Source organism: Microcoleus sp. B4-C1 (assembly GCF_036705285.1).
Taxonomy (GTDB): domain Bacteria; phylum Cyanobacteriota; class Cyanobacteriia; order Cyanobacteriales; family Microcoleaceae; genus Microcoleus.
The window spans coordinates 56,054-79,907 of record NZ_JAUBUC010000026.1 but is presented as its reverse complement, the minus strand read 5'-3'; the positions used below and the strand labels follow the sequence as shown (position 1 = coordinate 79,907).

The following is a 23,854-nucleotide window of genomic DNA, read 5'->3' as shown; positions in this document are numbered from 1 at the left end:
TGTTAAATGCCTCGCCTAATGTCGGTCAATAGCCTTCATAGCCTTGATTTAGCCTCTCGACAATTAATCCACCCTGCCCTACTCCCCTTACTAAGGGGGGTTAGGGGGGATCGGATTCTATGCAACCTCATAAAAAATTGGTATTACTGGTTTACTGGTTGACTGGCTGTGCCTCTTAACCCATTTAAGCGACAAGCGAGCCGAAGCCGAGCGAAAATTAAATTCGAGGCTCGCTTGTCGCTGTTGAGCGTTACTTTCGTTCTTTGCGAAAGTAACGAGTAAAACGAGTAAACAACCAGTAAACGAGTAACAATTGAGGACTAAAAAACTTAGATTTCTTCGTCCAAAACTTCTACATCATCTACATCATCTACATCATCTACATCATCTACATCATCTACATCATCTACCTCAATAGGAGCGACAGAATTAGCAGAAACCAGAGCACCAGTCTCAAGTTTCTTTTTAACTAGCTCCTCAATTTCATTTTTGAAATCGATGTTTTTCTCCATGTGCTGGATCACTTTGTCTCGTCCTTGAGCTATGTTCTCTCCGTTGTAGCTATACCAAGAACCTTTTTTCAGAATTACTCCCATTTCGTCGGCCAAGTCAGTCAGACAGCCTAAAGTAGAAATGCCTTTGCCAAATACAATGTCAAATTCGGCAATACGGAAAGGCGGAGCAACTTTATTTTTAGCAACTTTAACTTTCGTGCGGTTGCCGTATTCTTCTGTACCTTTTTTCAAGCTTTGAATGCGGCGAATGTCAAGCCGGACGCTGGCGTAGAACTTGAGTGCGTTACCGCCGGTTGTTGTTTCCGGGTTGCCATAAGTTATGCCGATTTTCTGCCGCAATTGGTTGAGGAAGATGACGGTACAGCCGGATTTGCCGATGTTGCCGGTGATTTTCCGCAAAGCTTGACTCATCAATCGGGCTTGCAAACCCATGTGGGAGTCGCCCATGTCGCCTTCGATTTCGGCGCGGGGGACGAGGGCGGCTACGGAGTCAATTACTACGATATCGACGGCGACGGAACGGACGAGTTGATCGACTATTTCTAGGGCCATTTCGCCGGTATCCGGCTGGGAAACTAAGAGATTTTCAATATCCACGCCTAAAGCTGAGGCGTAGGTGGGATCGAGGGCGTGTTCGGCATCGACGAAGGCTGCGATACCGCCGGATTTTTGGACTTCGGCGATCGCGTGGAGGGCTAGAGTGGTTTTACCGGAACTTTCCGGGCCGTAAATTTCAATAACTCGACCTTTTGGCAAACCGCCGCCCAAAGCAATGTCCAGTGTCAGGGCTCCGGTGGGAATGGTTTCTACCCTCATGCGAGTGGAGTCTCCCAATCTGACGATCGCCCCTTTGCCAAAGCTGCGCTCGATTTGGGAAAGTACGGAAGTTAGAGCTTTTTGCTTTTCTGAGTTTTCAGTGGAAGTTTTTATAGACGCTTCTTTTTTTGGCATTTGCGGTACGCGGGTAGACCCCTTGCGGAGCTTGTTGATTAACTGTACAACACGTATGTTAGCAGTTATTTTTGGGGTCTGGAGGTTCTGGGAGCATTTGGTTGAAGATTGTTGATTTTGGGGTGGTTCAGCCTGCTCCCGCCTTCAGAATGCCCAAGATGTAGAAGATATTTAACTGGTTCCCAGGCTCTGTCTGGGAACCGATGTAAGCGAGGCTCTGCCTCGAAAAGCTTACATTAAAATTGGAGGCAGAGCCTCCGGATCTGTGTTACCAGGCTCTTCCTGGTAACAAGTAATCGCCACAATTAGGACAAGCATGGGATCTACAACACATCAAGACACATCTGTTAATACCAAAAATTCCGGCTGGTTGATTAACTTATTGGCGATCGGCATTTTACTAGGTATCGGATTTCGATTTTTTGAGATCGATCGCAAACTGTACTGGCACGACGAAGCTTACACATCAATCCGCGCCGCTGGTTTCACCCGCCAAGAAATCGACAACGAACTATTCCAAAACCGGATTATTCCCGCACCAGAATTGCAAAAATATCAGCGGATTAAACCGGGAAGTACAGAAGCAGACACAATTCGTTCTTTAGCACTAGAAGACCCGCAGCATCCGCCTTTATACTTTCTCATGGCTCGTTGGTGGATGCAGGAATTTGGCAGTTCTCTAACAGCATCGCGCAGTTTGCCAGCAATATTGAGTTTGCTGTCGCTGCCTTTGATGTACGCTTTAGCTCAGGAACTTTTCGCCTCGAATTTGGCGGCGTTATTAGCAACAGCACTTTTGGCTTTATCACCCTTTGACATATTGTTTGCTCAGACAGCAAGGCAGTACAGTTTGCTAACAGCCATAGTTATTGGCAGCAGTTGGCTGCTGCTGAGAGCAGTGCGGTTGCGGGGTTGGAAAAATTGGGTATTTTACTCGCTGGCGATCGCCCTTGGTTTCTACACTCACCCTTTCTTCAGTTTAACACTCATCGGACACGGAGTTTTTATAATTTCTTACTGGTTGTTTGTCAAAAAAACAAAATTGCGAGGTCATGTAACTAATTCCCAATTCTTTTTAGCAGTAACAGCAGCTTTAATATTGTATATTCCGTGGATTTACGTGCTGGCAACCAACCTGGGACGAGCATCAGCTACGACAGATTGGACGCGAGTATCTCCGGGTTGGCTGTATCTTGTCAAATTGTGGATACTCAGCTTTACAGCCTTATTTTTTGACTTCGACTTCGGGTTTGATAATAGTTGGACTTATCTGCTGAGATTGCCATTTTTGCTGTTAATTGTGGCAGCCCTTTACACAATTTGCCGCCGCACTAGCAGTTCAACTTGGCTATTTATTGTAACATCAATTTTTGTACCTTTTTTGATACTGGCATTACCGGATCTAATCCTAGGTGGCAAACGTTCCGCCGTCAGCCGCTATCTGATTTCCTGCTTTCCGGGAGTGCAGCTAGCAGTTGCTTACTTGCTCGCCAGTAACGTGAAAACTCAGCAGCGGTTTTGGCAAGTCATTTTAGCCCTGGTTTTTACAGCAAGTATAGCATCCTGTACGGTCAGCGCTTTTTCTGATACTTGGTGGAGCAAAGACTTGAGCTATTTTAATGCTGAAGTTGCGAAAATTATTAACAAAGAGGCGATAGCTAATCGATCGATTAAAGATACAATTGTAATTAGCGATCGCGGCAACGATTTTACGAACATGGGAGATTTGCTGTCTCTGAGTTATTTACTCGACAAAGACGTGCGGCTGATGCTGATGAGCCAGTCGCCAGAAATCGAGATGCTGAACAAATATTCGGCTCCCCTGGTGTTCCGCCCTTCGGAAAAATTGATCTCGGCACTCAAGCAAAATCAACGCCGATTAGAGCCAATATTGCAGTATGCCAGACTTTTTCGAGCGCGGCGAGCTGACTGAGCTACATAGTTTTGAGGTGGGAGTTGTGGTCAAGAAGGTGAGTTTTTTTTTCACGAAAGTTAAGGATGTTTTAAAAATGTGCAACAGTTTAGGATAACGAAATGCAAAATCCCAATAATTTTGACTCAGAACATTCGCAGAAGTTTCGCAATCTTCAGACAGAATTACGCGAACGTTGGCGAGCTATCGAAGAATTCGACAGCGGAGATTGTGACATTATTATCATTCCTTCTGTCAGCTTAGATCAGCAAGAAATGCAGAAAGTTGAGGGTGCTTACCATTACGAAGAGCGGCATTTATTTTCATTGATTCGCCTGCGAAATCCCCGCACGCGCTTAATTTACATTACCTCGGAGCCCTTGCACCCGATGATTGTGGATTATTACCTGCAATTGCTGCCGGGAATTCCATTTTCTCACGCGCGCGATCGGCTTTTGCTGTTCAGTGCTTACGATGCTTCTGCCAAATCCCTCACCCAGAAAATTTTAGAGCGCCCCCGCTTGATGGAGCGCATTCGTCAAGCAGTACGGCCGAAAAAATCTTATATGGTTTGTTATAACTCGACGCCCTTAGAACGGGAGTTATCTGTTCAATTGGGGATTCCTTTGTGGGCAAGCGATCCCGATCTGTTATACTGGGGAACAAAAAGCGGCAGCAGGCAAATTTTTAAAGAATGTGGCGTGCCTTATCCTGACGGTTCCGAGTTGGTTTGGAATGCGGAAGATTTAGCAGAAGCTGCGGCCGATTTGTGGGAACGGCAGCCGGATTTGCAGCGGATGGTAATTAAGTTAAATGAAGGTTTTTCGGGGGAAGGAAATGCAATTCTAGATTTGCGTTCCCTGGCAAGTAAAGCGCCTCAAGAAAGAGCGAAGGCAATTGGCGATGGCTTCCATAATTTACGCTTTCAATCCACAGGCGAAACCTGGGAAAATTTTAGCAGCCGCATTCCCGAATTAGGGGCAATTGCCGAAGCATTTATCGAAGGAGAAGAAAAGTTCTCGCCCAGTGTTCAAGGCAGAATTATTCCCAGCGGCGAAGTAGAAATCCTCTCCACTCATGACCAGATTTTAGGAGGCCCAGACGGTCAAATTTTCTTGGGTTGCCAATTTCCGGCGGACGAATCTTATCGGATAGCGTTGCAGGAATTGGGATGGAAAGTTGGGAAAAATTTAGCCGAAAAAGGTGCTTTAGAGAGATTTGGAGTAGATTTTCTCGCGGTGCGGCAATCAGACGGGAAATGGGATATTCAAGCAATAGAAATTAACTTACGAAAAGGAGGCACAACTCATCCGTTTATGGCTTTGAAGCTGTTAACAAACGGTCGGTACGAGCGTACTACCGGATTATTTTACAGCCTGCAGGGCCGTCCAAAATATTATGTCGCTTCGGACAATTTGAAAAAAGAGCGCTATCGGGGATTGTTACCGAACGATTTGATGGATATTATTGCTGACAATCAACTGCACTTTGACAGCGGTACAGAGACGGGGAGTGTGTTTCATTTAATGGGTTGTTTGTCGGAGTTTGGCAAATTGGGAGTGACGAGTATTGGCAATTCGCACCAAGAAGCTGAGGACATGTATAACAAAGTTGTGAAAGTTCTCGATCGCGAAACCTCATACTAAATCTCATTTAACCATTAATTATTTGGTCGCGGAAAATGGCTAATAAGTAATTGGTACTTTAAACTGATAACCGCAGATTTTAATCTGCGGGTTGCGGGTTGTAGCTAATTTTTAGCGGGATAAAGGGGCGTGGGGTCGATCGAACCTGTGCGGTTGAGTGGCCAAAAACGCACAATTGCCCTACCAATGATATTTTGCTTGGGTACAAAGCCCCAATAATGGCTGTCACAGCTTGCGTTTCGGTTGTCGCCGAGCACCAAGTAAGAATTTGGAGCTACAACTACAGGCCCGTAGGGATACTGCGGAATTTCTTCAATATATTTTTCCTGTAGCGGCTGCTTGTTAATAAAAACTTTTCCCTCTCTGACTTCCACAGTGTCCCCTGGAAGTCCGATCACTCGCTTGATATAGGCATCTTTGATCGGTGGCGGCTGTCCCGTGCACAAACTAGCCTGGTCAGGAGGCATAAATACGATAATATCTCCTCGCTGGGGCTCTTGGAATCGATAGCTTACCTTATCTATAATTAATCGATCGTTAATTTGTAAGGTTGGGAGCATCGAGCCGGTGGGAATGTAGCGTGCTTCGGCAACCAGGGTGCGGATACCAAAGGCCAAAAATGCTGCTAAGCCGATCGTCTTAATTCCTTCGATCCAAGGATTTTCGGTGTCTTGCGGAGGTTTTTCTTCGTCGGCTGACTTGTCTAGACGAGTCATAGGGTATTGTAGTGACTGAGCTGGATACGAATTATAAACTTAATAATGCTTCCATGCTAGCACGCTGTTTACTGAATTAAGGATATCTTATGACTACCCAATCAAGTTTGTTAATCCGTCGCGCTCGCATTCTTTTGCCCAATGGTGAGTTTTTGGTAGGAGATGTACAAATATGCGATGGCAAAATTGTCCAAGTTGCTGCGGAAATTGTCGAATCTGGCGATCGAGAAATAGATGCGAAAGGCTTAACTCTGTTACCCGGAGTAATTGATCCCCAGGTACACTTCCGCGAACCGGGTTTAGAACACAAGGAAGACTTATTTACCGCTAGCTGTGCTTGCGCTAAAGGCGGCGTGACATCGTTTCTGGAAATGCCGAATACGCGACCTCTGACCACAACCCAAGCTGCCTTAGATGATAAACTAAGTCGCGCTGCCGAGAAGTGTTTGGTGAACTACGGCTTTTTTATTGGTGCAACGCCGGAGAATTTGCCGGATTTGTTGACTGCGAATCCGACTCCGGGAATTAAAGTTTTCATGGGTTCGATGCACGGGCAGTTGTTGGTGGATGGAGAATCAACTTTAGAGGCGATTTTTGCTAAGGGCGATCGACTAATTGCGGTACACGCAGAAGACCAAGCTAGAATCAATCAGCGTCGTCAGGAATTTGCCGGGATTTCCGATGTGGCAGTGCACTCGCAAATTCAAGACAATCAAGCAGCTTTATTAGCAACTCAACTAGCAGTAAAACTTTCTAATAAATATCAGCGCCGACTGCACATTCTGCACCTTTCAACGGGGGATGAAGCTGAGTTTTTGCGCCAGGAAAAACCGAGTTGGGTGACAGCAGAAGTGACGCCGCAGCATTTGTTGTTAAATACCAGCGCCTATCAAAAAATTGGCAGTTTAGCTCAGATGAATCCGCCTTTGCGCGAACCCCGCGATAACGAAATACTTTGGCAAGCTTTACTCGACGGCGTAATTGATTTTATCGCCACCGACCATGCGCCGCACACATTAGCAGAAAAAGCTCAAGAATATCCAAATACGCCGTCGGGAATGCCGGGAGTCGAAACTTCTTTGCCTTTGATGCTGACGCAAGCAGTAGAGGGAAAATGTACAGTTGCTCAAGTTGCTAATTGGATGTCGGCTGCAGTTGCTAAGGCTTATAAGATTCCGAACAAAGGGGCGATTGCTCCGGGTTTTGACGCCGATTTAGTCTTAGTTGATTTGGAGAACTACCGCCCGGTGGTCGGCGCAGAGATGGCGAGCAAGTGCGGCTGGAGTTCCTTTGAAGGTTGGAGTTTGACGGGATGGCCAGTTGTGACTGTTGTTGGAGGAAAAGTTGTTTTTGAAAATGGTAAATTGGATACAAATGTGAGGGGAGAAGCCTTGACATTTGACGCTGAATAAGCATGATTTTAGGTCAAGTGTTATAATTGGGTATTCCTGCATCGCAAAGGCGATTTTACCCATGCTCCTCCAAGAACTAGAAACACAACTCCTGGCCTTAACTCCTACTGAGAAAGCTGAAGCCATCCGGCTTTTAACCCAAAGTTTAAACAATAGCTGGCCAGGAATTACCAAAACTCCCGACGTGTGTGGCGGCGATGCTTGCATTGCCAAAACTCGCATCCCAGTTTGGCTGCTTGAAAGTTTTCGCCGTGAAGGTTCAAGCGATGCTGAACTTCTACAATTTTATCCCCATCTCCGTGCGGCAGATCTAGTCAATGTTTGGACTTATGCTGATGCAGATATGGAGGAAATCGAAGAAGCAATCTGCAAGAATGAGGAAGCCTGAATTATGCTGAAATGAAAAAAAAATTGTTAAAATAACTGTATATTCTCCTATTGCCAAGGCAATATTAACCATGCTCCTCAAAGAACTAGAAACACAACTTCTGGCCTTAACTCCCACCGATAAAGCTGAAGTCCTACGGCTCATAACTCAAAGTTTAAACAATAGCTGGCCGGGAATTACCAAAACTCCCGACGTATGCGGTGGCGATGCTTGTATAGCCAAAACTAGACTTCCAGTTTGGCTGTTCGTGAGTTTGCGCCGTCAAGGTTCAAGTGATGCTGAACTTCTACAATTTTATCCCCAGTTGAATGCTGCAAACTTAGTAAATGTCTGGACTTATGCTGAGGCTAACTCCGAAGAAATTGAAACAGCACTCCGAGAAGAAGCAGCAGCAATGATGCAGGAAGTATAATTTATGGCACGTCTGTATGCAGATGAACAGTTCCCGTTTCCTGTTGTGGCCTTGCTGCGAAATTTCGGTCACGATGCCCTGACTATTCAAGAGGCAGGAAATGCCGGAGATGATGACCCCGAAGTATTAGCCTTTGCTGTGAATAACGATCGGGCGGTTATGACGCAAAATCGTCGGCATTTCATTCGCTTGCACACTCAACAACCCAATCATGCTGGTATAATCGTGTGTACAGACGATAAAAATCTAGAAAGGTTGGCAACACGCATCAATGATGCTATTTCCGTTGAAGAAAGTTTGAGAGGCAAATTGATTCGTGTCAACCGTCCGCAATAAGTTCGCGCTGAGATGTTACACCATTCTCTCTTAACAGGCAAGATGCCTGTTCCACAAAGAGTGAATTTTCTTCTTGTGGAAGAGGCATCTTGCCTGTTCAGAAAAGGCTGAGTGAGAATGGTGCAACATTTAAATTCGATCGCCTTTTCTCAAATTTCCAATTGCCAATCCAATAAGTCGCCATTACCCATTACTTCAACTTGCCGGCCCTTATCTAGATAAGTCAAAGAAATGTGCAAATAATTTTCGGGTTTGTACTGCAATCTTTCCGCCCATTCGATCGCCACGATTCCCAAGTCCCTTTCTAATCCGTCCCAATAACTTTCTAAGTGCAAAGCCTCGGCTTCTGCGGGTTCCAGTCGATACAAATCTAGATGATACAGCGGAACTCGTCCTCCAAAATACTCGTTAATCAGGGTGAAAGTAGGACTTTCGATCGAGTCTGAGATTCCTAAACCTTCAGCGATGCCTTGAACCAAGGTAGTTTTACCAGCACCTAAATCTCCTTGTAATAAGATTACAGTACCGGCAGGGAGCGATCGACCTAACGCAACACCAAACTTGCGCGTAGCCTCAGAATCTGGAATAGAAAGTATCATATCAGTCATTAGTCATTTGTTATTTGTTATTGGTTATTTGTTATTTGTTATTTATTACTCGCTTGGGGCAGCTAATAACCAATAACATTAGTCTGCACCGTCAACAGTTAACAGTTAACAGTCAACAGTCAACAGTCAACAGTCAGCAGTCAGCAGCTTAAATGTTCTGGGCGCGGCCGTACCAACGCAGCAACATCCCCGCCAACCTTTGAGAATTGTGGCGAATTAAACCCGTATTTTGATCTTCATCCATGACATTGGCGATGACAACTCGCCGCCCCAATTGCGTTACGGCTTCTCGATCGAGTACAACCGGATAAGAATCCTCCTGAGAATAGCGGATCAAAGCCTTTGCAGAAGGGACTTTGCCTTGAACTACTACAGCATCGAACAGTGGCCGGCCGCAAGCGCGATCGATCGCCCGAATGTGGTCTGCAACACTGTATCCGTCAGTTTCCCCCGGCTGAGTCATAATATTGCAAACATAAATGCGCGGAACTTCGCTATTAGCGATCGCATCAGCAATTTCCGGCACCAACAAATTCGGAATAACACTCGTATAAAGACTCCCCGGCCCAATAATGATAAAATCCGCTTCCCGAAGTGCTTGGGCGACCTTGGGCAACGCCGGAGGATTAGCAGGAGTGCAGCCAATTTTGATGATTTTTCCGTTAGCTTTTGTAATGCTGGACTCCCCCTCAATCCTGCGGCCGTCCGCCAGTTCTGCCCACAAAGAAACGTCGCTCAGAGTAGCCGGCAGCACCTCTCCCCTAACTGCTAAAACTTTAGAACTCGCCGCGATCGCCTGTTCCAAATCTCCAGCAATATCGCTCATCGCCGTCAAAAACAAATTCCCAAAACTGTGACCCACCAAACCGTCACCAGCCCGGAAACGATATTGAAATAACTCAGTCAATAACTTTTCCTCATCGGCCAAAGCAGCCAAACAATTGCGAATGTCTCCTGGCGGCAATACCCCAATTTCCCGCCGCAGCCGCCCCGAAGACCCGCCATCATCCGCCACGGTGACAATAGCAGTGATTTTGGCGCTGTAATCCTTCAATCCCCTGAGCAAATTAGAAAGGCCCGTACCGCCCCCTATTGCCACAATTTTCGGGCCGCGGTGCAAGCGACGGTGGTTGAGGAGTCGATCGACCAATTCCTCATTCCCTTCGGGCATCAGCACTTGGGTAATAGAGTTCAAACTGCGAGTTTGTCCCCACAGAATTAATAAAATCCCGCCAGCAATGATGATCGGGCCCGACACGTAATTAGGAATAACTTCCGCAATCCACGCCAAAAAATTTTTCAACAATTGCAATAAGAAGAAAATGGGAGTCATCCCAGTCCAAATCGCTAAACCCAAAGTGGCAAGTACCACGCCGCTGGCACTAATCAGCAGCCACCGTTTCACTAACAGTCCGGGGGCTAACCACTTAAACCACTGGTGAACTCGCCCGTTCCGCAAAGAAGGGGGGTAAGGATTTCTGGATTGGGCAAAAACCTGCTTGGCTTTAGCCAAGACGCGGAGGGCTTTAGGAAGTGAACTAATTGACATGGTTAATTAGTCTTAAGGGTATTGGAACAGCTCGATCTGACAAATTTACAATACAAGAGAGTTTTGATTCTGGCAGTCAATTTAAGTAATTAGTGATTAGTCATGAGTCATGAGTCATTAGGTAGACTGATGACTGATGACTGATAACTTATTGATAACATCCTATGGCTGAGCCACTAATCGAACTCAAGGGGGTAAGTAAGTCCTTCGGCCAGAACCCGATCCTCGATCGAGTGGATCTGAGGATTTATCGGGGAGAGGCCCTGGCAATTATTGGCCCTTCCGGGACGGGGAAATCTACGATTCTGCGGATAATTGCGGGTTTGTTGGCCCCGGATGCCGGTGAGGTTTTTGTTCAGGGACAGCGCAGAGTCGGATGGGTGGACGACGTGGCAGATCCGATCGGAATTGGGATGGTGTTTCAGCAAGCGGCTTTGTTTGATTCGCTGACGGTGGAGGAGAATGTCGGTTTTTTACTTTACCAGCATTCTAAGCTGCCGCGCCGCCGCATTCGGGAATTGGTGGAGGAAAAGTTGGAGATGGTGGGTTTGCCGCGAATTGGCGAACGCTATCCGGCGCAGTTGTCTGGGGGAATGAGGAAGCGGGTAAGTTTTGCCCGCGCGATCATGGCGAATCCTGATAATGACAGGGATAATCCAGAGGTTTTGCTGTACGACGAACCGACGGCGGGTTTAGATCCGATCGCTTCGACGGTAATTGAAGATTTAATCAGGGACTTGCAGGCGGCCCAAGGTGTTTGCAGCACTTATGCGATCGTCACTCACCAAGACAGTACCATCCGCCGCACTGCCGATCGCATCGTGTTTCTCTATCGAGGCAAAGTGCAGTGGGAGGGAACTGTCAATGACATTGCATCGACAGATAATTTACTTATCCGACAATTTTTTAGCGGCAGTGTTACTGGGCCAATTCAAGCGCTTGGATAGTCAGCCAATTTTAGATTTTAGATTTTAGATTTTAGATTGAAATGACCGATGATGAATGACTAATAACCAATGACCAATGACTAAGGAGGTAATATGCGATCGCGAACTGTAAGAGAAGGTTCTGTCGGGTTCTTAATTTTAGTAGGAATCGGTTTATTTGGCGGCTTAGTGCTCTGGCTGCGGGGCGTGCAGGTAGGGAACCGCAGCTACAAATTCGCCGTAGAATTTGCCAGCGCCCAAGGAATGCAAATAGGTACGCCCATCAGGTATCGTGGGGTTGCAGTCGGTAAAATTACCGCCCTCCAACCGGGTTCCAACGGCGTAGACGTGACGCTGGAGATTGCCCCCGGTACTTTAGTGATTCCCAGGGATGTTACGATCGAAGCGAATAAATCGGGTTTAATTGGCGAATCGTCGATCGACATTACCCCCAACTCGATTTTGCCAGAATCGTTACTTACCGCCAATCCCGTTAGTGCCGACTGTCCCCCAGAGATTATCTGCCAAAATTCGCGCTTAAAAGGTCAAGCTGGAGTCACTATCGATGAACTAATTAAATCCACAGTCCGCCTAGCTAATTTCTACACTGACCCCGCGCTGTTCAACAATATTAAATCTCTGGCCGAGAATACAGCCAACACAGCTAAAGGTGCAGCTAAACTCACTCAAGATTTATCAAACTTAACTCAAACTGCCCAAGCCGAAATCAAAAACTTAAATCAATCTGTCAGGGGAGATATTGGGACATTGAATCAATCGGTGAAAACCGAAATAGCCAGTTTAAATCAATCATTAAAGGGAGAAGCCAGCAGTTTAAATCAATCATTAAAAGGAGAAGCAACCAGTTTAAATCAATCATTAAAAGCGGAAATATCAGGAGTAGCCGCTGATGTTTCTAAAGTCGCAGCTACGGCGGATACTTCCACAAAAGCCGTATCTGCATCTGTAATAAGTTCGGCTAATTCAGTAAGTCAAGCAGCCAATCAAGTTACATTAACAGCCAACCAACTCAATTCTTTAGTAACAACCAACCGCGCCAGTTTAGTCTCAACTCTGAATAACATCAATCAAAGCAGTCAGGAACTGCGGGTAGCTGTCAGTAGTTTGAGTCCGACAATTAATCGCATCAACCAAGGACAATTGCTGAACAATTTAGAAGTTTTATCAGCCAATGCTGCCCAAGCTTCTGGTAGTTTGCGAGATTTATCCAGCCAGGTAAACAATCCCGCCACTTTGCTATTATTGCAGCAAACTCTAGATTCTGCACGAGCTACATTTCAGAACGTGCAGAAAATTACTTCCGACGTGGATGATTTGACAGGAGATCCGGCTTTCCGCAACAACATTCGCAGGTTGTTTAACGGATTAGGAGGCTTATTGGGTTCGACAGAACAACTACGACACCAAGTTAAAGTGACTCAAACATTAGCTCCCCTTTCTGAGAAAGTAAATGCGAGTCCACCTGCCAGAAATCAATCAGGAGAGCCGGGATTTCCCAGCTTGCACAAACAGCAAAAATTGCCTGTTATACCTTCTAAAACTGCCAGGTCAGCAGAACCAGTTGAGCCAGAAAATATCCCTTAAAATAGGGTATCATTGAATAACTGCAATTGCACAATATTGGCGCTCTACTTTTGTTAGTAACCAGCGCAATACACACCCAGATTACACCTAGTTCATGAGGTGCGCCAGCACCCTGCATTAAAGTTATTGTCCAAATCCTATTAACAAAAAACTCGTTTTATCGAAACAAGGAAAACCAATGACACAAACATTATCGAAACCGGACGAAACCAAAACCCAGTATAATATAACTTGGGAAAAATTGCCAGATGACTTTAAATTACCCGACGATCCTGTGGAAAATATCGACCAACCACTTTTAGCCGCGGCCCTGCGCGAAGCCTTGGATCTGGCAGGATTTATCCTAGCTTCAATGCTAATAGCTTCCAATTTTGGACTCTGTGCCAAAGTTAACGACAAAACAGTAGTAAAAGCACCAGATTGGGTGTACGTTCCCTCGGTATTGCCACCAGAACCAGGAGAAGTCCGGCGTAGTTATACGCCTAATGCTGAGGGAGAAGTACCTGCTGTAGTGATGGAATTTTTATCGGATACTGACGGTAGTGAATATTCAAATAAACCGACATATCCTTACGGAAAATGGCGGTTTTATGAGCGAATTTTGCAAGTGCCGATTTATGTAATTTTTGAACCTAAATCGGGAGTATTGGAAGTGTACAGACTCTCGACTTCTGGAGAATACGAATTGCAAGAACCGGATGCTAATCAGCGATTCTGGATAGAATCAATGGGTTTATTTCTGGGGGTTTGGGAAGGTGAAAAATCTCAGAGAAGGGGTTATTGGTTGCGCTGGTGGGATGAGAATGGCAATTTGCTGCTGTGGGGTGCGGAACGGGTGGAACAGGAACGCCAGCGCGCCGAAGAGGAACGCCAGAAAGTCGATCGACTAATGGCATACTTGAGAAGCCAAGGCATCGATCCTAATGGCATTTGAAGGTGTGAAAGGTCGATATATCTTAATAAAAAAGTTTACAATAGAGCTACAACTCATAGGAAGCACGACCATGACAGCAGTCGTTCCCACCCTCAAATCATCTGAAATTGTCTACCCCAGTGCGGATGGAAAACCCGTGGCAGAAACCTACGACCACCTCTATGCAATTTTAAGCACTTTAGAAGTCCTAAAACAATACCTCGCCGGACAGCGCGCTACTGTTTTGGCCAACCAGTTTTTATATTACGCTGAAGGTTTCCCAAAATTGCGTACTGCACCAGATGTGATGGTAATTTATGATGTCGAACCGGGAGGTAGAGATAATTATAAAATATGGTTAGAAGGGCAAGTTCCGAAAATAGTTTTTGAGATTACGTCACCGAGTACGCAGTCGGAAGATAAAGTTACGAAAAAAGACCTGTACGAAAGTTTAGAAGTTCAGGAATATTGGTTGTTTGATCCCAAAGGACAATGGATACCGGAAAAATTGCGGGGATATCGACTGTGGGAAGATAGCTATCAATTAATTACTGACAGTCGCAGTGAAGTGTTGCAACTGCGTTTAGAAGTAGAGGGCAAACTCATCGCTTTTTATCGGGAAGATAATGGAGAAAAATTACTGCTTCCTGATGAATTAGCCTCAGCATTAGAAGCGGAACGCCAGCGCGCGGAAGCGGAACGCCAGCGCGCGGAAGCGGAACGCCAGCGCGCGGAAGCAGAAAGCCAGCGTGCTGCTGAACTCGAATCTTTGCTAGCGCGTTACCGAGATCAGTTTGGCGAATTGCCTGATGGTAACAGCTAAAAAATCAGCGGGCGATCGCGTTTCACCGATCTCGATCGCCCGTGTGTTATTGTTACCTAAATGTCCTTGACAAATCTCAGGTTTTATGTAAAAGGCTAGAATTGGTCTCAAATTTTAAATGGCGAAGGGCGATCGTTTTTCGATCGAACTTGGGCAATCTAGAGATAGGTGCTTTGCGAGTACCGGGAAAACAGCGAGGCCAAGAGTTAGCAATGGAAAGTATACAGAAAAAATCTAGCCCTCGTCCAGTTAATAAGGGCGATCGAATTAAGCAGATTTTTGCGTTAGTATCAATGGTTGGCTTTGGTGGTTCGGCAATTTTTGGTATGGTGAGTCTGTTCGGCAGCGGTTTGAGCAGCCAGCACCAGCAAAAATCTGCTCCGGTAGCAGTTTCTCAGGAATCTTTGCTGGGGGCCCAGGAACGGGGATATGAGACGGTTTTGCAGCGGGAACCGCAGAATCAGACGGCTCTGGAGGGATTGGCAAATGTGCGGTTGCAGATGAATAATCAGGTGGGGGCGATCGAGCCTTTGGAGAAGTTGGTGAAGCTAAATCCTCACAGAGCTGATTATAAGGCGCTGTTGGGGCAGGTGAAGGGGAAGTAGTAGGGCGATCGGTTAATTAAGAATTGGCGAAATCTCAATTTTATTATCTATCCTAGGTATCAATAATGTCATCAAACAATTTCTTTTCTATTATCATCCCTACACGCCAGAGACATGATACATTAAAACATTCGATTCAGAGTGTACTTAATCAAACTCATAAGGAGTTTGAACTGGTGGTTATGGACAATTTTAGTAGTGCAGAAACTGCCGAAGTTGTAGCTTCATTTAATGATGAGCGAATCAAGTATTATCGCGCACATGAAAGACTCTCCATGTCTGACAATTGGGAATTGGGGTTATCTCACGCTACAGGAGAATACATTACTGTTCTCGGAGATGATGATGCTTTAATGCCAGATTGCCTCGAAATTTGTTTAAATCTTCTCCAGGAATATGACGTGCAGACAGTGGCTTGGTCTCGGGGCACTGTATATTGGTGGCAGAGTGCGATCGTCCCTTGGCATAAGAATAAATTGTACGTTCAGTTGCAGGATCAGGTAGCTGTAAATTTTCAAGCAAGACAAAAATTAAAGCAGTTCTATAATTTTGAAGTTTCTTATGGTGAACTCCCCATGCTCTACAATGCTTTTATTCCTAGAGCCTTAATAGAAAAGATTAAATCTGTTCATGGTAAATATTTCATGTCATCTATTCCCGATGTGTATTCGGGTGTGATTAATGCCTATTATTTAGAAAATTACTTATATTCTTTTCGCCCTCTTTCAGTGGCGGGAAATTCTGGACATAGTACGGGAACTTCATCGTGCTACCCCAGCTTGGATGGAAAACCATTTAAAGATTTTTTAAACGATGCCAAAAAAGATACCAAGAAACTGCTGCACGATAGTTTAGTACCATCAATCAACCCATTTATGTGCATTGCTGACGTGCAAGTTAGTACCAAAGAGTTATTTTTCCCGGAGGATGAAGAAATTAAATTTGATATTTTAACTGTCGTAAGGGCTGGTGCTTCAAGTATCAATATGGATATTGGCGAGTACGACACTCGTTTGCAAGAAATTGAAGAATTGGCTAAAAAACATAAAATTCCCCCTTCGCAGTTTAATATTCCTGAAAGACAGACGCATCAGCCCCAAGCATATCAAGGTCCCATGTCGGACGGAAATGGCTCAATAGGTACCTGGGCGATTAATGGAGAGCAAGCGGGAATATCTAATGTGGCTCAAGCGGCGAGGCTGGTATGGGGAATGTTACCTGATTTAAGCTTTTTTCGGGTTAACTATCTGTCTAAAGAGTACAGAAGTGATCTCTACCAAAACCTGAACTTAAGAGAAATCAATTTAATCGTATTTCCAGACTGGAATCAGCCGGAACCCTCTTTAAATGAGGAGTTTGCCCAGGTAATAAGAGCGATAGCAACTCACCCAGACAAAGATAAGATGACTCTGCTGGTAGACAGTAGCCAAATTTCTGATGAAGATGCTAATCTTGCTTTATCTAGTGTGGTGATGAACCTGTTAATGGAAGAGGACTTAGATGTCTCCGACGGGCCTGAAATTTCTGTGATTGGACTGTTGAGCGAAATTCAGTGGGAAGCTGTGAAACCTCGCCTGCATGGTAGAATTGTGTTGCAGTCTGAAAATAAAGAGGCGATCGCCAGAGTACAAGCCCAACACATTCCCACTCGTGAGCTAGACAGCTTAATTATCAGCAACTCCCCTAATGAAATCAGTTCTCCTTCTTAAGGGTATCCTGCGGTGGGCTAGCTCCAAAAAGCCTAGTTCCCGCTTGCTCATATAATTCTCTAGAAAGTGGGTGCAAAAGATTGTATTCTAAAACATTTTTCACAACTAGCAGCAATAAGCCAGAATCTACCTCAGAGGATTGATCCGACTTCAGAAGCTTGATTACGCCCAAAGAATCGAGTTCAGCTTCTGTATAGATCCCCATCCGAATAGACAGGTTAATCAAATGCAATAGATTATTAATGTCTGTCGGATTGATTTCCCGTAGATGATGGCGGATTGTCCAAGTAATTCCATAGTCTCCGAATTTTCCCCGTCGCTCCGCTTCTGTTTGCAGGACTTGCATTAAATCCTTTGTCCACAGATCGACTTGTTCGCTATCTCCTCCCGTCATCCCCATCAGCCATGTCGCCTGAGCTTCTATCTCTTGTGCGTCTAATAGCAACGCCAACCCCAAATACCAATAGTGAAACCTATTATCGGGTTCAGCTTCAATAGCCTCTTCGTAGAGATGGGCAGCTCGGCTGTAATCTCCTTGAAGTAAGTTTTGATAAGCTTGATTCTGGATAGTTTCTGCTTGAGTCAATCCAGTTTTTTGTAAAAATTCAAAGGGCGTCAAATTTTCGATCTGTGCGATTAAGGTTTCTCGATACGCTTTCAAATGCGCCCTCAGTCTTTCTTCCTGCTCGTTTTCTGCCACATAACGGGATTCTTTTGTAAACTGACCTGATTCTTTGACAAAAACCATATCAACCTGAAATAAAGCTAAGTCTGAATAACGACAAGCAAGATTGACAAGATCATAGGCTACAAAACCTTGCTCTTTCATAAAGTTTATAACACTAGCCATCTTATCAAATCTAGCTGTTACATATAAATTAACTTCTACAATTACCAACTCTGTATTTTGAAGAGTTTGAGTTGCACCTGCTAGGACATCTAGTTCTCTACCATCTACATCAACTTTGATTAAATACGGCCCTTCTAACTGGCGAGTTTTACAAATTTCATCCAGAGTAACGGCCGGGATTGTCCTTAGCTCAAAATTTTCGGAGCTAGCTTCACCATCCTCTGAGATGTAAGAGTGGATAAAGTTGCTCACATTCACTTGAAGAGGCACAACTCCTGCCTCTGTGGAAGCAGCAGCAATTATATAGTCTGCTCTTTCAAGATGTTGACATATTTTTTTTAGATATGGTTCGTTCTCGGCTATGGGTTCGATCAGGAGATATCTGGATTTTGGAAAAGCATAATAAATCTCAAATGTACCTAATCCAGCACCTACGTCAATAACCGTTTCCGGATCAAAACCCAACTGCTTTGCATTCAATAATGACCCCAACATTGAACTTCTAGGAATGTGATTATTCGTCATAGTAATTTTTTCCTCTGTTATGCCTAGGGCAGCATTTAATGGCCAGCTTCTACGTAATTTCGCCACATCTGCTCGTATGCTTTCTCCATCTCTCGCGTAAATTGCTTGCCATTCCACAGTGGAGCCGTTTGTCGTGACTGCCGCAGTTTCCAGGATATATGCTGCCGCAGAGCCGCATCTTTCCCTAAACGAATTCCCCATTCTATATACTCTTCATCCGTCCAAGCAATGCCTTCGTTAATCCCAGCATTCATCATCATTGTGTAGCTGTTGCGAGCTGCAAACTGCTCTCCAACTTTTGTCACTAAAGGAACACCCATCCACAAAGTTTCTAGAGTGGTTGTAGCCCCATTATAGGGATAGGTATCCAAAACTACATCAGCGATACTAAGGTTGGCTCGGTGAACTTCTGACGAGACTACCTCTGGCACAAATCGTAATCGATTAAAATCTATACCCTCTTCTTGTGCTAAGTCATTAAAGAGTTTTTTAATAGACTCTTCCTCACCTGCTCCTTTTATTATGAAATAACTATTAGGGACTTCACTGATAATTTTCATCTGGAGCCGTGCTGTATCAGGATGCCGTTTGTAACCTATCTGAGCACTAAGGTATATGACCGCATCAGTAGGAATATCTAACTGCTCGCGTCGCAGTGTTGGTATCCCCACCTCAAAACCATCTACTGCTATGTAGGTTTGAGGTAAACGCCATATCTTTTCAGAATAATAATCCTGAGCTGATTCTGGTAAAACATAAGGATCGGCAATAAAATAATCAATTGTAGGTAGCCCTGATGCGTCCCATCCTAGCCATGTTATTTGCACAGGTGCAGGTTTAAGCGCTATCACTTCATAGCTAACATCTGAGGTGAGGCTGTCAAGATCAACTAGAATATCAATTTCATCTTGAGAAATTTGCTCAGCGATTTCAGTACCGACAATCCCGCACCTATATGCTTTAGACACTTGATTTACGTACCATTCTTGTAGCGGGTCCTCCATATTCCTATAATTAATTAAATAGGCATGCAGTTGAAAACGCTCCCGATCGTGATATTTGATTAGCCATCGAGCTAGCGACCCCACCGCGTGGGTCGCGAGGCAATGAGATAAATAACCGATCTTCAAAGGTTTGGTTAAACTACTAATATTTTTGCGATGAGTAAACTGGCGCTGCCTGTATAGTTCTATCTGCTTTTTAGCAGAGTTTTGAATATTGACTTGGCATATTTGAGCTAATTGGTTACTGATTTTTCTGTATTTTTTGGGTTCATCTCTAAAGTAAGGGAAAAAGAAGGGGGTAAGAAACAGGTTATGAGCTGTAATTAAGTCCAATGAAATTGGCTGTTCAGCTATCAAGGACTCTTGTAGAGATTGGAGGCGATTAACGACTGAGACAGCTTCTTCCCAATATCCACCGGCGCTCATTAACCCCCGAAGGACGAGATGCGTTGCATAGATTTTCACAGGCAAAGATTCTGCTAATGAATATAATATTTTAGCGGTCTTTATCCCTTCATTATATTGACCTGCATTCTGGTAAAAAACACTTAAAAGACAGATAATATCTAGATTGTTTGGATCTAAGCGTAAACACAATTCAGCAAAGTGTACTGCTTGCCTGGAGTTTTTCCACAAAGTTGCCAGTCCAAAAGCCGTTGGTATTACAGAGTTAATATATAGTTGGCAGTCACAGACATGAGTAAGGCAGGCTTCTGCCAATTCCAAGGATGATGGGTGCAAAGGATCGTATTCTAAAATGCTTTTTAACACCTGCATCAATACCTCGAAGTTTACTTCTCCAGATTCTTCTGATTTAAGAAGTTTAATCACTCCTAGAGAAGTCACTTCCTCAGCCGTAAAAGTCCCCAGCCTGACGGAAAGCTCAAGCAAGTATAACAGGTTGTTAATATTTGTGGGAGCAATCTCCCGGATGTGGTGCCGAATTGCCCAAGCAATCGAGTCCTCTTTCAAAGCCTCCCTGCGTTCTGCTTCTGTTTGCAGAACCATTATCAGCTGCTCAGTCCATTGCTCAATTTGTTCTTGCTCACCCTCTGCCATGCATAACAGCCAAGTAGCTTGAGCTTCTAGCTCTTGCTCCTGCAATAATAGCATTAGCCCCAAATTCCAGTAGTGAGACTTGGTATCTGGTTCCGTAGCAATTGCTTGCTCATATAGGTTGGCAGCCAGAGTGTACAGTCCTTCAGTTAAGTATTTATGTGCTTGTTCTTCCAAAGCTGCTAAATCTGTAGACGAGGTGTTTTCTAAAAATACCACCATAAGTAAGTCTCCTTTTTTATCCTTATTGTTATGATCTTGCCGCACTAAAAATTATGGCAAAGAACATACCTAAACAAAATAACTATTTAATGATAATTTGGCTACAAGAGTGGGTAGCGTTCAGAACACTACCCATTGTGTTGCATCAACTTTTGATGAGGCTTGCAGGAACAATTCTAGCTTTAAAGGCTAGATCAAGCCTACTTAGAAACTTCCGTCCATGCGGGACCTGTACAACCCACACTGGCAGCGGCAACCGTTGCATAGCCCGTTACAGCTCCTGCGCCGGCAGCAGTTCTTTCGCACAATACCGCCGCAGTGGTTCTTTCAGTTGCTCCTGCAGGCTGAATTAAAGCTACTTTTCCTGCGTATGCTTTGAGCGCTTCCCCTATGGGTTGTGCGACATTTCCCACCTCAGTAGCATTTGTAGCAGGTGCTATGGGATCGAGCGCGTAGTTATAGTTTTGAGTCTGCGTTTTTATGCCAAGATTCAACTCGCCAACAGATGTGGCAAATCTACCACTTTCTGCGAAGGTAGCTTGTTGAGACCTGTTCATGGAACCGATATACTGCTTAGCTTCTGACTGCTTAGCTTTGTTGGCTTGGTTCAAGAAGGAGGGTAAGGCAATGGCCGACAAAATTCCGATGATGATGATAACCACCAGCAGTTCAATTAAGGTGAAACCCTTATCCCGCTTCTGATTGAGGTGTTGTAGAAATTTCGCTTTCAATTCAGTTTTCATGTTTTATTTCTCCAAATCGCGTGAGATGCTTGATTTTTGACTCCTAAGAGTAACTTACCCCTTTTCAATAACTTTCATATCACTCGCTAACCAAATTTTTGAGCAGCCTCAAACCAAACGCTCGAAAAGTATGTATAGAAAGACTTCTAGGCTACTAAGGAGTTCTTTAACTTCCTCAAAAGCTTTTTCTGGCTTAGCTTGCTCAAGAGTGATAGGATGTAGGGGTCTGAGTTTGAGCCAACGCTCTACAAGACACATGACCGACTGTGGCCGATCAGTTTCCCACAAAGGTAGTAGGCTAGCCGCCATCATACTATCTACCGTAATTGGTACTCGCGTAGGCAGACTTACGTAGCGGCTTATCTCGAAAACTTTGTGATTAGTGATAGCATTCACTAGATCGTTTTTTAACTGAGGTGTTCTGAGTTGAGGGTGCAGATAAACTCGAACTTGCTGCCAGTCAGATTGCGTCCATTCATACACCTCTCTAAAAGAGTGAGCTTGATTAGGATGACCACACCAAAAGTCAATCAATCGGTTGACCGGGTGAAATAACTCAAATAGGTGTAGTCGGAGTTCAACAGGAAGATCCGGCAAGCTCATCGCCAAAAATGCGGGCAAGTTTTCGGGATTTTTGAACAAGTCTGCTAACTCCCATTGTCGCCAATTCACCATGCTGATGAATTCTAAATTCGCTTCCCTTAAAGCTGCAAAAACTTCTGGAATCGTGTAGCCTTTATCGCCTTGAAGGAGATAGTTGGCCAGCAGCCATTCTTCATTTTTTTCTACTGGCAAATTCCAAGTTCTTGCCTTGATCGCTACATTATCTTGTAATTCTTCTATAATTTCTTTAGCGATACCTATTTCCATTTCTCGGGGGTTTTCTTCTAATAAACCCATTATCTTAAATACTTTTTGAACTGCATAATAAGAAGCGCGTTGGAGAGAACTATGAAGGTTAGCGCGAATGATGCCATCGGGCTTTAAAACGGCTTGCATTGCCTGAAGACCGACCACAGGATCGGGTACTAAATAAAGGACATCATCACAGTTGATATAGTCAAACTTTAAACCTAAATCGGGTAAATCCTCAAGGGGTAGAGCATAAAAATCAGTGTTATTGAAACCGTGATATTGTAACCGCTGTCTGGCCAACTTGACCGACTCCTCAGATATATCTACTCCTATAATTTTTGCCCCCGGATTTGCTTCTGCTAACATCAGAGATTTGTAGCCACTGCCACAGCCCGCATCTAAAATAACTTTACCTTCAGTATCTATAACTTTTTGATTTCTTAAATAGTAAGCTGTTACCAGATTATGAATATAGAGAGATTGATACTCTGTTTTGGGAGAGTGGTCGAGGGGAATTTTAGGGTAAGGAGCTTTGTCAAATTGTTGACGAATTTTCTCGATTAACTCTGATTCTTGGTTATCCATTCTCAATCAAGCCTAATATTACCAAATTACCTGGTGGGACATTCCTATTCTAAAATAGAAAGGCATCCGAGCCGCGCCGTCTTGGGCCAAATCTATTGCCCCCCAATTTTCCCACCTGCTGCCATATTGTATCACCAAAGACCTATTCTATAAACACCAACACCGCATTTATCCTGAAAGTATTCCCGATCTCGATCGCCCTCTCCTCGCCATTAAGTACGGCGGCCCCATTCTATCCATACCCTCAACGGCTGCGATCGCTCTAATCGCCGTGTTTACCCGTACTATTATCCTTGCCGCACTGCTAAGCTGGCGATCGCCCCAACCTACTCAAATCAAGTTAAGCATAAAAAAATAGGTGCGATCGCCCTAACCAGAAATCCCTCTCCTAAACTCTCTCATCGCTTCCACACTCGAAGCCATCAGCAAGCAGCGACACAATAAGTTAATATCTAAATCTGGCAAAACCACACTTGAAGAAATTTTTTCATAACCCTCAGAACCCAAGCGATACATAGCCAATACACCATCCTCCCAGAACCAGACTTCAGCAACTCCTAGTGCTCGATAGCGCTGCAATTTTTTGACAGTACCGCTAGTGAAGACTACTTCGATACATAAATCGGGGGGAGAATTTGAGGTTATGCGTCTCCCAATAAAATAAGATTCATCAGCTTGTGCAGATACTACCCCTTCCTGTTCTTGGGTAAAGCTTCCCGTAGGTGCAAACTCAATTTCATTTTCGGCACAATAGATAGACAGCAGCGTACAAATTGTCCGACTGAAAAATTCGTGTTCTGGGGAAACTGCCAAGATTTCTACCTCTCCTCTGTAATAAAACAACCTCGTCCCAGGGGAGTCTGAAAACCCCTGTTCAATTAGCTTGAACTGTTCCCAGCTAATCCCGGACTGAATGAACCGTTGGTCTAGTGGCTGTAAAAGTGTCTGTGTCATCATGAGAACCTCAATCAAGTTCAGGGTTTAAAAC

21 protein-coding genes are annotated in these 23,854 nt (G+C 44.6%); 12 read left to right on the top strand and 9 right to left on the bottom strand.

The features are described 5' to 3' along the window. Positions 1-329: 329 nt before the first annotated feature. On the bottom strand, positions 330-1,466 hold the full coding sequence (gene recA / locus QUB26_RS13195) for a recombinase RecA (protein WP_333241952.1): 1,137 nt from the start codon (positions 1,464-1,466) through the stop codon (positions 330-332). A 316-nt stretch (positions 1,467-1,782) separates the two neighbouring features. Here recA and QUB26_RS13190 point away from each other — a divergent pair, with 316 nt between their 5' ends. Both QUB26_RS13190 and QUB26_RS13185 read left to right on the top strand, forming a co-directional pair. Beyond that, a complete protein-coding gene (locus tag QUB26_RS13190) occupies positions 1,783-3,399 on the top strand; it encodes a glycosyltransferase family 39 protein (RefSeq protein ID WP_333318362.1) in 1,617 nt (538 codons plus the stop codon). A 101-nt stretch (positions 3,400-3,500) separates the two neighbouring features. After that, on the top strand, positions 3,501-5,024 hold the full coding sequence (locus tag QUB26_RS13185) for a peptide ligase PGM1-related protein (protein ID WP_333318358.1): 1,524 nt from the start codon (positions 3,501-3,503) through the stop codon (positions 5,022-5,024). Between the two features lie 104 nt (positions 5,025-5,128). Here the strand turns inward: QUB26_RS13185 and lepB are convergent, their stop codons facing one another. Beyond that, positions 5,129-5,740 carry a signal peptidase I gene (lepB, locus tag QUB26_RS13180; RefSeq protein ID WP_333241960.1) on the bottom strand — a complete coding sequence of 204 codons (612 nt, stop codon included), beginning with the start codon at positions 5,738-5,740 and terminating at the stop codon, positions 5,129-5,131. A gap of 89 nt (positions 5,741-5,829) precedes the next feature. Between lepB and QUB26_RS13175 the strand changes: the two genes are divergently transcribed. The 4 genes from QUB26_RS13175 to QUB26_RS13160 all read left to right on the top strand — a co-directional run bounded on the left by QUB26_RS13175 (position 5,830) and on the right by QUB26_RS13160 (position 8,288). Then, positions 5,830-7,152 (top strand): dihydroorotase, encoded by a 1,323-nt coding sequence (locus QUB26_RS13175; RefSeq protein WP_333318356.1) that lies wholly within the window; start codon positions 5,830-5,832, stop codon positions 7,150-7,152. 61 nt (positions 7,153-7,213) lie between these two features. Then, entirely contained in the window at positions 7,214-7,540 is a 327-nt protein-coding gene (locus tag QUB26_RS13170) for a DUF433 domain-containing protein (RefSeq protein WP_333241964.1), read from the top strand. Between the two features lie 70 nt (positions 7,541-7,610). Beyond that, positions 7,611-7,952: a DUF433 domain-containing protein gene (locus tag QUB26_RS13165; RefSeq protein ID WP_333241966.1), complete on the top strand. Its 342-nt coding sequence runs from the start codon at positions 7,611-7,613 to the stop codon at positions 7,950-7,952. Between the two features lie 3 nt (positions 7,953-7,955). After that, positions 7,956-8,288, top strand: coding sequence for a DUF5615 family PIN-like protein (locus tag QUB26_RS13160; protein WP_333241969.1), 333 nt, complete (start codon positions 7,956-7,958; stop codon positions 8,286-8,288). Between the two features lie 149 nt (positions 8,289-8,437). Here QUB26_RS13160 and tsaE read toward each other — a convergent pair whose 3' ends face one another. Continuing rightward, positions 8,438-8,887, bottom strand: a complete 450-nt coding sequence (tsaE, locus tag QUB26_RS13155) for a tRNA (adenosine(37)-N6)-threonylcarbamoyltransferase complex ATPase subunit type 1 TsaE (protein WP_445299604.1) — start codon at positions 8,885-8,887, stop codon at positions 8,438-8,440. Positions 8,888-9,044: 157 nt separating this feature from the next. After that, on the bottom strand, positions 9,045-10,445 hold the full coding sequence (locus tag QUB26_RS13150) for a gluconeogenesis factor YvcK family protein (protein ID WP_333241973.1): 1,401 nt from the start codon (positions 10,443-10,445) through the stop codon (positions 9,045-9,047). A gap of 164 nt (positions 10,446-10,609) precedes the next feature. Here QUB26_RS13150 and QUB26_RS13145 point away from each other — a divergent pair, with 164 nt between their 5' ends. The 6 genes from QUB26_RS13145 to QUB26_RS13120 all read left to right on the top strand — a co-directional run bounded on the left by QUB26_RS13145 (position 10,610) and on the right by QUB26_RS13120 (position 17,026). Then, on the top strand, positions 10,610-11,392 hold the full coding sequence (locus QUB26_RS13145; RefSeq protein WP_333066584.1) for an ATP-binding cassette domain-containing protein: 783 nt from the start codon (positions 10,610-10,612) through the stop codon (positions 11,390-11,392). Between the two features lie 93 nt (positions 11,393-11,485). Continuing rightward, positions 11,486-12,976 carry an MlaD family protein gene (locus tag QUB26_RS13140; RefSeq protein ID WP_333241975.1) on the top strand — a complete coding sequence of 497 codons (1,491 nt, stop codon included), beginning with the start codon at positions 11,486-11,488 and terminating at the stop codon, positions 12,974-12,976. Between the two features lie 178 nt (positions 12,977-13,154). Further along, positions 13,155-13,910: a Uma2 family endonuclease gene (locus tag QUB26_RS13135; RefSeq protein ID WP_333318352.1), complete on the top strand. Its 756-nt coding sequence runs from the start codon at positions 13,155-13,157 to the stop codon at positions 13,908-13,910. A 70-nt stretch (positions 13,911-13,980) separates the two neighbouring features. Further along, entirely contained in the window at positions 13,981-14,712 is a 732-nt protein-coding gene (locus tag QUB26_RS13130; protein ID WP_333318349.1) for a Uma2 family endonuclease, read from the top strand. Between the two features lie 101 nt (positions 14,713-14,813). Further along, a complete protein-coding gene (locus QUB26_RS13125) occupies positions 14,814-15,317 on the top strand; it encodes a tetratricopeptide repeat protein (protein WP_333318346.1) in 504 nt (167 codons plus the stop codon). 65 nt (positions 15,318-15,382) lie between these two features. After that, positions 15,383-17,026, top strand: a complete 1,644-nt coding sequence (locus QUB26_RS13120; protein WP_333241985.1) for a glycosyltransferase family 2 protein — start codon at positions 15,383-15,385, stop codon at positions 17,024-17,026. Here the strand turns inward: QUB26_RS13120 and QUB26_RS13115 are convergent. The 5 genes from QUB26_RS13115 to QUB26_RS13095 form a co-directional block, all read right to left on the bottom strand. Then, entirely contained in the window at positions 17,010-18,518 is a 1,509-nt protein-coding gene (locus QUB26_RS13115; RefSeq protein WP_333241987.1) for an FkbM family methyltransferase, read from the bottom strand. The two genes, QUB26_RS13120 and QUB26_RS13115, sit on opposite strands and share 17 nt — an antisense overlap. Next, complete coding sequence (locus tag QUB26_RS13110; protein ID WP_333241989.1) at positions 18,437-20,683, bottom strand: O-linked N-acetylglucosamine transferase family protein; 2,247 nt, start codon at positions 20,681-20,683, stop codon at positions 18,437-18,439. The genes QUB26_RS13115 and QUB26_RS13110 overlap by 82 nt, the downstream gene beginning before the upstream one ends. A 200-nt stretch (positions 20,684-20,883) precedes the next feature. Further along, positions 20,884-21,426, bottom strand: coding sequence for a type IV pilin-like G/H family protein (locus QUB26_RS13105; protein ID WP_333210424.1), 543 nt, complete (start codon positions 21,424-21,426; stop codon positions 20,884-20,886). 108 nt (positions 21,427-21,534) lie between these two features. Next, the gene (locus tag QUB26_RS13100) at positions 21,535-22,866 is read right to left on the bottom strand and encodes a class I SAM-dependent methyltransferase (protein WP_333241992.1); all 1,332 of its coding nucleotides are present in this window, start codon (positions 22,864-22,866) and stop codon (positions 21,535-21,537) included. Between the two features lie 369 nt (positions 22,867-23,235). Beyond that, the gene (locus tag QUB26_RS13095) at positions 23,236-23,823 is read right to left on the bottom strand and encodes a Uma2 family endonuclease (protein WP_333241994.1); all 588 of its coding nucleotides are present in this window, start codon (positions 23,821-23,823) and stop codon (positions 23,236-23,238) included. Positions 23,824-23,854 lie beyond the last annotated feature (31 nt).